Annotated in this window: 6 protein-coding genes; 3 read left to right on the top strand and 3 right to left on the bottom strand. The window is 46.8% G+C overall.

The genetic code is table 11. The annotated features are described in order from the left end of the window. Window positions 1–145 precede the first annotated feature (145 nt). The gene (locus QOS03_RS08700) at window positions 146–2,080 is read right to left on the bottom strand and encodes a sucrose-specific PTS transporter subunit IIBC (RefSeq protein WP_283576130.1); all 1,935 of its coding nucleotides are present in this window, start codon (window positions 2,078–2,080) and stop codon (window positions 146–148) included. Window positions 2,081–2,306: 226 nt separating this feature from the next. After that, window positions 2,307–3,347 (bottom strand): zinc-dependent alcohol dehydrogenase family protein, encoded by a 1,041-nt coding sequence (locus QOS03_RS08695; RefSeq protein ID WP_283576129.1) that lies wholly within the window; start codon window positions 3,345–3,347, stop codon window positions 2,307–2,309. A gap of 87 nt (window positions 3,348–3,434) precedes the next feature. Between QOS03_RS08695 and QOS03_RS08690 the strand changes: the two genes are divergently transcribed. From QOS03_RS08690 to QOS03_RS08680, 3 genes are all read left to right on the top strand, one after another. Beyond that, window positions 3,435–3,881, top strand: coding sequence for a GNAT family N-acetyltransferase (locus tag QOS03_RS08690; protein ID WP_283576128.1), 447 nt, complete (start codon window positions 3,435–3,437; stop codon window positions 3,879–3,881). Between the two features lie 101 nt (window positions 3,882–3,982). Then, on the top strand, window positions 3,983–5,446 hold the full coding sequence (locus QOS03_RS08685; RefSeq protein WP_283576127.1) for a sucrose-6-phosphate hydrolase: 1,464 nt from the start codon (window positions 3,983–3,985) through the stop codon (window positions 5,444–5,446). Between the two features lie 17 nt (window positions 5,447–5,463). Further along, window positions 5,464–6,849, top strand: coding sequence for a DUF2252 domain-containing protein (locus QOS03_RS08680; protein ID WP_283576126.1), 1,386 nt, complete (start codon window positions 5,464–5,466; stop codon window positions 6,847–6,849). 63 nt (window positions 6,850–6,912) lie between these two features. Here QOS03_RS08680 and QOS03_RS08675 read toward each other — a convergent pair whose 3' ends face one another. Then, complete coding sequence (locus tag QOS03_RS08675) at window positions 6,913–7,587, bottom strand: TVP38/TMEM64 family protein (RefSeq protein ID WP_283576125.1); 675 nt, start codon at window positions 7,585–7,587, stop codon at window positions 6,913–6,915. Between the last annotated feature and the right edge of the window lie 269 nt (window positions 7,588–7,856).

The following is a 7,856-nucleotide window of genomic DNA, read 5'->3' as shown; positions in this document are numbered from 1 at the left end:
TTGGTCGTTAAACATATTCTACCCGCTATGGGTTTATTTTTTAAAATCTGTTGCACTTAGATTGTAAATACTCAATATAAAAAAAGCAGCCCGATTCCCAGTAATCGAGCTGCTTTTGCATTAATGCAGAGAAGGTATTTGATTTTTAGTTGGCAACTTGAATCAGTTTTTCGCCATGCTTGATGTCGCCCTCTGCTACGTGTTCAACCTTGGCGTAGCTAGCCGTGTTGGTAACAACGACCATTACCGTAGTGTCGTAGCCCGCTGCTTCAACAGCCTTGAGGTCAACCGTTCCCAGCTTGTCGCCGCGCTTAACGGTTTGCCCTTGCTCAACTGCGCTGGTAAAGTGTTCGCCCTTCAGGTTAACCGTGTCCAAACCAACGTGAATCAGAATTTCGGCCCCATCATCAGATGTAATGCCATATGCGTGCTTAGTAGCGTAGGCAACGGTAATCTTACCATCAACTGGTGAGTAGATGGTGCCATCACTTGGTACAACGGCTGCGCCATCACCCATCATCTTTTGGGAGAAGACCTCATCTTTAACTTTGGACAGATCCTCAACCTTACCATCAACTGGGCTCAAGACATCCTCATTCTTAACGGCACTGGCCGGCTCAGCAGCAGTTGCTCCTGCTTGAACCTCAACGGCCTTGGCTTCGGCATCAGCTTCAGCCTCGGTAACCGGGTCAACCAAGTTGCGGTGGGCCTTGCCGTAGAAGAACGTAACCGTAAATGCAATCGCAAAACTGATTAATTCACACAGAATATAAAGCGGAATCGATTTGGCATTGATTGAAAGGAAGCCAATGAAACCAGCCGAACCGAGCGATACGGCAATAACGTGGAACATACCAGCCAAGGCACTGGCCACACACGAACCAATCAAAGCACAGAAGAATGGGAACTTCAATTTCAGGTTAACCCCGAAGATGGCTGGTTCCGTAATCCCCAGCAGAGCCGAAACGGCAGCCGAACTGGAAAGGCCCTTCATCTTCTTGTTCTTGGTCAGGAAGTAGACCGCTGTCGTCGCAGCCCCTTGTGCAACGTTAGCCATCGACGCAACGACAAAGATAAAGTCGCCATAACCAGTACCTGACTTAAAGGCTGAAATCAATTGCGTTTCGATGGCTGGGAAGCTTTGGTGCAGCCCCGTCAAAACAATTGGTGAGTAGAAGGCACCAAAGATACCAGTCCCGACCCAGCCAAGCGTGTTGTAGATCCAAACAATCGCAGCCGTGATCCAGTCGGAAAGATCCCGCATAACTGGACCCACGATGGTAAACGTCAGAAAACCAGTCAGTAGAATCGACAACAGCGGCGTAAACGTGAAGTCAACCGCACTTGGCAGCTTCTTGTGAAACCACTTTTCAAAGATTGACAGAATCCAAACTGCAGCCAATGCCGGAATAACTTGTCCCGTGTACGGCTGCATTGAAACGTGCAGACCAAAGACGTTCCAGAAGTGGCCCGCCTGCAGCAGCGGCGAGGTCATCATCATACCAACAACCGCGCCCAGGAATGGGTTGGCGCCAAACCGCTTGGCACCAGAGATCCCAACCAGAATTGGCAGGAATGTAAATGGCGCCGCCGACATTACGTTGACCATTGACTCGATGCCCTTGAGCGAAGGGTACATCTGAATGACTGACTTGGGACCAAACAGACCAGGTGAAGCCAGCACGTTGTCCAAAGCCATCAAAAGACCGCCGGCAACCAAGGCTGGAATCAACGGTACGAAGATATCAGACAACAGCTTGATAAACGCCATCACTGGATTCGTCTTTTGGTTCTTAGCTGCAACCTGTTTCAGATCATCGGTTGACATTTCTTTTAAACCGGTAATCTTAACCATTTCATCATAGACATTGTTGACATCACCAGGGCCGATGATGATCTGGTATTGACCATTCGTTTCAAACGTCCCTTTGATGTCAGCATCATTATCCAACATTTTTTGATTGATCTTGGAATCATCCTTGACCACCAAACGAAGCCGCGTGGCACAGTGTGCAGCAGCCACGATATTATCTTTGCCCACCGCTTTGACAACGGTTTGGGCGACTCGTTTATGATCCATAATTGCTCTCCCCAGATAAATAATTGCATTGCTAACCAAATAAAATAAATAAACGTTAAAATCTGTAAGCGCTTTTACTGTTATTTATCATACCTTTTTTTTGCAGAATGTCAATCGTTTAACATTTATTTTTACCAATAAAATGACAATGGGTTGACATATAATCCCGCTTTATAGGCATTTAGATCCCCTTAACGAGTTTAAAAAAATTTTAAATATTAACCAATTATTGACTGACACGCAGGACACACGCCCCATCGATGTCACCCTGCTTAACGCGTCTTAGTGCCTCATCAGCTTTTTTTAATGGATATTCAGCAACCTTTGGATGAATATCCAATCGATCGGCCAGGGTCAAAAACTCCTCACCATCGCGTCTGGTATTGCTCTCAACACTGGTTATTACCTTTTCATGAAAGAGATGTTCTTGATAGGTCATTGTCGGTACATCGCTCATATGAATTCCTGCCAATGCCAATGTTCCACCTGATACCAGATTCTCTAAGGCGTTTGGGATCATTTGGCCAGCTGGTGCAAACATGATTGCTGAATCAAGCGGCACCGGTGACTTGTCATAGGCTCCCTGCGCCGAGGCACAACCTAGCTGAAGTGCAAATTTTTGAGCATCATTGCCACGTGTAAAGACATGCACCTCAATTCCCTGCTTGATGGCAATTTGGGCCGTAATATGGGCTGATCCGCCAAATCCATACAACCCTAGTCGGCCACCTGCTGGCACGTTGGCACGTAGATAGGCTCGATAACCAATGATCCCGGCACAAAGCAGTGGTGCAGCCGTCAGATCGTCAAAACGTTCTGGAATCCGGTAGGCAAATCCTTCTGGGACAGTGACGTATTCGGCATAACCGCCATCATGATCCCAACCGGTATAAATTGAATGCGGACAAAGATTTTCACGTCCTGAGCGGCAAAAATGACAAACCCCGCAAGCATGCCGAAACCAAGGAATCCCAATGCGCTCGCCTAATTTGAAGCGTTGCGTGTCATCACCAAATGCCGCTACTCGTCCGACAATTTCGTGACCAGGCGTAACGTTTGGCTGATGAATTGGTAGATCGCCTTCGCTGACGTGCAGATCGGTATGACAGACGCCACAGGCCAGTACCCTGACCAGGATCTCACCACGCTTAGGCTTTGGTACCGGCTTTTCCACAAATTTCAATGGTGAGGTCTCGCCATCAACCGGACCGGGCTTAACGACTTCCCAGGCATGCATTGTTTCAGGAATTTTTTCATTTATTTCCATATTGCCACCTCGCTTGCTAAAAAACTATACTAAGACTACAAGTAAATGATAACGCAGATTCAGATTTACATTATTAAGAGGTTTATCATGATTGATATTAAAAAAACAGACGAACTGACACCCCAAGAACTGGTAACGATCTTTAAGGAACGCACCAGGGTTTTCGTTGTTGAGCAGACCTGTTATTACCAAGAAGTCGATGATGATGACTATCATTGCTTTCACGTCCGAATTCTAAACGATCAGACCAACGAGCTGATGGCCTGCGCGCGCATCATGCCCAAAAAGGACTATGTGACGTTTGGCCGCGTGCTGGTCGTTGAAAAATTCCGTAAGCAGGGACTGGGCAACCAATTGCTCAAGGCCGTCTTAGACTATATCTCAACCCATTTTCCTGATCTCAACGTTGAGATTGAAGCGCAGGCCTATCTAACCAAGTTTTATGGCAGCTTTGGCTTCAAGCAGACTTCCGAAGTCTACCTACTGGACAACATTCCTCATTGCCAAATGCGGCTGACAGCTGCCGATATTTGATAAACGTTTGACACAAAGCATTCAACTCCTTAAAATTAGAAGGTAAAACAGCGCTTTCAAATCAGTTTCCGATTATCTAAAACAGTAAGGAGTTAAATATTATGGAATGGACTCGCGAGCAGCGCTATCTGCCTTATGAAAAGCATAGCGCCTTAGAATTATTAAAACTGCAGGCTCAGGCTGATAATTCGCCTTATCAGATGCATTATCACGTTCGGCCAAGCTCTGGTCTTTTAAACGATCCAAATGGTTTTTCCTATTACAATGGTGAATGGCATGTCTTTTACCAGTCATTTCCATTTGGTGCCGCCCATGGTCTGAAGTCATGGATGCATATGACCTCACTTGATCTTGTGCACTGGAAAGATCACGGTCTGGCCTTGGCACCCGATACCGAATACGACAGTCATGGAGCCTATTCCGGTTCGGCACGGACCATCGATGATCGCTTGTTTTTGATGTATACCGGCAATCATCGTAACCAAGACTGGCAAAGAACACCATACCAGCTGGGCGCCTGGATGGATGAGCAAAACCGCGTAACCAAGCTGGACCAGCCACTATTTGTCAATCCTGACCACATCAGCGAGCATTTCCGTGATCCACAGTTGCTTGAACATGATGGTCGATACTATGCCATTATCGGGGCACAGGAAAAGGCAACCGAAGAAGGTCACATCGATTTGTGGACCAGTGATGACCTGATCGATGGCTGGCATGAAGTGGGTTACGTTGACTGTATGAAAGACTCGATGGGTTATATGTGCGAATGTCCCAACCTGATCAATGTTGACGGTTATCCCGTTTTGATCTTCTGTCCTCAAGGCTTGGATAAAAAGGTTGCCAATTATGAAAACATTTACCCGAATATGTATCTGACTGGCGATGAATTTGACTATGAGCAAGCCAAACTGATCAACAGCTCGCAGACTCCCGTCAATCTAGATGATGGCTTTGACGTCTATGCAACTCAGGCCTTCAATGCTCCGGATGGCCAAGCCTATGCCATCAGCTGGGTTGGGCTTCCCGATCTTTCCTACCCAACTGATAAAGAGAACTGGGCCAATTGCTTAAGCCAGGTCAAGGAGCTGCACTACCAAAACGGACGCCTAATTCAAAAACCGGTCCCAGCAATGAAAGAATTGCGAAGTCAAGCCGAGTCATTCAACGGCAACGTCAGCCATATCAAGACTGGACGGCAGTTTGAAATGGAAGTCGACATTGCTGCCGACCAAGCTGGGACGCTCTTTTTAACAGCTTCGCAAGATCTTTCTGCCGGTTTGCAGGTGCGTTTTGATACACGGACTGGTAAACTAAGCGTAGATCGCAGTCATGCCGGCCAACCTGTCGCTCCTGACTTTGGCACGGTACGCAGCGTAGATCTGCCAGCCGATCAGCCATTAAAGCTTGATGTCTTTATCGATCACTCACTAGCCGAGATCTTCGTCAATGATGGCGAGCACGTCTTGACGTTGCGGTTCTTCAATGATCCATGTCAGGTATGGGCAGGCTTTAGTGAACGCATCAATGCTCATGGTACGGTCTGGCAGCTGAAAAACATGTGAAGGAAGTTTTGTCAGTGATGCTCAATCAGCCTCTGGATGTTTTTGATCTTAAAAAGGTCCAGGTCAACGCCACCAAAGCCGAGTTGGAAAACGATGGCAAGTTGCAAAGACGCCGGGTTCCAGTCGAAAAACTCGGCGAATACGTCCCTGTTCAGCGCGATCCAATTAATTTGATCAAGCTGACCGAAGCCAAGATGATCCCAGAACTTTTGCCTTTGCGTCATCAACGCATGGCTGCCAGTCGCTTTGCTTTTTTTCGTGGTACTGCCGAATTAATGGAACAAGACCTCAAGCAGCAGTTTCAAAGCGGTATCTCAATTATCATCAACGGCGACGCGCATCTGGGAAACTATGGATTTTATGCCTCACCGGAACGCAAACTGCTTTTTGATTTAAATGATTTTGACGAAGCCAGAATCGGCAACTGGGAAAGCGACCTAAAACGCTTGCTGGTCAGCACCTATTTGGTCGGCTTGCAAAACGAGTTTGACATTAATCGCATGCGGACGCTTTTAGGCAGCATGTGCAAGGTCTATCGACGCGGCGTCAAGCATGCCGAAACCTTGAGCCTTTTGCAGCGCTTTTATTTCTCATATGAGATTCATGACATGATGCAGACTCTAAACTCATTGGAAGACACAGATCGTGCCGAAATGAGTCGCATCATTGACCGAATTCTCAAAAAGAGTCCCAAAAACAACTCAGAAATGGTCATCAAAAAATTCACTACGCTTGATCTGCGCGGTCGTCTCGTTTTTCGGGAAAATCCGCCACGTGCACGTCACGTCAGCGATCGAACGTTCAAACAAATCCAAGCAGCGTTTAACAGTTACCGCAACTATGTCAGAGAAGACGTCCGCGTTTTATTGGCCAGCTATCATCTTTCAGATGTAATCCGCTACAGTGTAGGAGTTGGCAGCTTTGGTACGCGCTGCTTTTTGCTGCTGTTGACTGGGATCGATGGCAGTCACCTGGTTTTGCAGATGAAAGAAGCCCTGCCATTGCGCTATAACTTATTAGCCATGCCAGTTGCCGAATCAATCAAAAGCAGCCTTAACGCTGGACGCCGCATCGTTACGGCTCAAAAGGTGCTGCAGTCGGCCTCGGATCCATTTTTGGGCAGTACGCATTTTGACGGTCGGGGCTATTATCTGCGCCAATTCCGTGATATGAAGGAATCCATCGATGCTACCCGCCTGGATCTGGAAAGTCTAAGCGTCTATGCCGAAATCTGCAGTTTTCTTTTGGCCATGGCACATTTCCAAAGTCCAACAGCACCACGAATTGCTGGCTATCTGCGCAAGCAAAAACAATTGGACGAGGGCTTAGCCAACTGGGCGATTAAATATAGCGAACAGGTTGATCAAGATTATCAACGCTTCTTAGCCTATCTGGCTCAATAAATATTTCAAAAACACCTCATTTGGCAAATGACCAAACGAGGTGTTTTTAGTTTTCAGATATAGTTAGACTGCTGGACTGGCCGTTTTTTTCATCCGACGCCGAACCAAGAAATACATCGCAATCAAAATCAGCAGTGCGACTACCACCCCGCTGCAGCGCTTGAAGTCGGCATTGAACAGCGCATCACCACCAAATGCATACAAAAAGGAGGTCGGCAGCATCCCACCAGCAATCATCAGCAGAAAATGCCAACGATCAAGCTTCATTCTAACTCCGGCATAATCGACCAAAACACTGGGAATTACGGGAATCATATAGCCGATTGTCAAACCAATCAAGGGGTGGCGCTGGTCGGTCAGTGCCGTCAGCAGGCGACTGGTTTTAATTTTTTTCGAAACGTCGATATGCTTGATCAGCCACACCACCAGACAGCTGCCCAAAATGTTGCCGGTCCAGTTCATCAAAAAACCGGTCAATGGTCCATAGCATAATCCCGCCAGAATGCAGAGCAGCGAATTGGACATACCAGGAATTGCGTTTAAAAGTCCAATCACAATAGTCAATAAGACAATATCAGCGGCCCCATGCGATCGGATCAGTCGCATCAACTGGTGACGATGCGCCGTGGTTGGATCAAGCACCAGCATCAGTTCATGGCGAAAATCCCAAACCAGCATTGCCAGCCCTAGAATTGCCAGGACGCCACCGATGATTAAGATAATTCTGCGTTTTTTCATTAAAATCTCCCCTAAATCAAAACGACCCTTGTCTAACAATTCAGCTAGGCAAGGATCGCACAATAGGTGTGTATATAGCTATACGGACCTATTTTAAGCAACTTTACGGCTCAGCGCAACTAAATTCATCAATCTGCCTATTATTTGGGCCATATGCATCATTTTAGCTCGTTCTTTTAAGCATCATTTTACTTCCCTAAATTTCAAGAATAAGTTAGCCACTGGACTCAAATAAATAATACTGACCAATTGATTATTGGTTGATGGAG

Origin of the sequence: Limosilactobacillus pulli (assembly GCF_947381555.1) — a bacterium.
In the GTDB taxonomy this organism is placed as follows: Bacteria; Bacillota; Bacilli; order Lactobacillales; family Lactobacillaceae; genus Limosilactobacillus; species Limosilactobacillus pulli.
Note: the sequence above shows the minus strand (reverse complement) of the source record. Positions and strands in the feature narration are given on the sequence as shown.

Excerpts from the sequence above, each read along its gene's own strand:
- QOS03_RS08685 (WP_283576127.1), top strand. The coding sequence starts at position 3,983 with ATGGAATGGACTCGCGAGCAGCGCTATCTGCCTTATGAAAAGCATAGC.
- QOS03_RS08695 (WP_283576129.1), bottom strand. The coding sequence starts at position 3,347 with ATGGAAATAAATGAAAAAATTCCTGAAACAATGCATGCCTGGGAAGTC.
- QOS03_RS08700 (WP_283576130.1), bottom strand. The coding sequence starts at position 2,080 with ATGGATCATAAACGAGTCGCCCAAACCGTTGTCAAAGCGGTGGGCAAA.
- QOS03_RS08680 (WP_283576126.1), top strand. The coding sequence starts at position 5,464 with ATGCTCAATCAGCCTCTGGATGTTTTTGATCTTAAAAAGGTCCAGGTC.
- QOS03_RS08690 (WP_283576128.1), top strand. The coding sequence starts at position 3,435 with ATGATTGATATTAAAAAAACAGACGAACTGACACCCCAAGAACTGGTA.
- QOS03_RS08675 (WP_283576125.1), bottom strand. The coding sequence starts at position 7,587 with ATGAAAAAACGCAGAATTATCTTAATCATCGGTGGCGTCCTGGCAATT.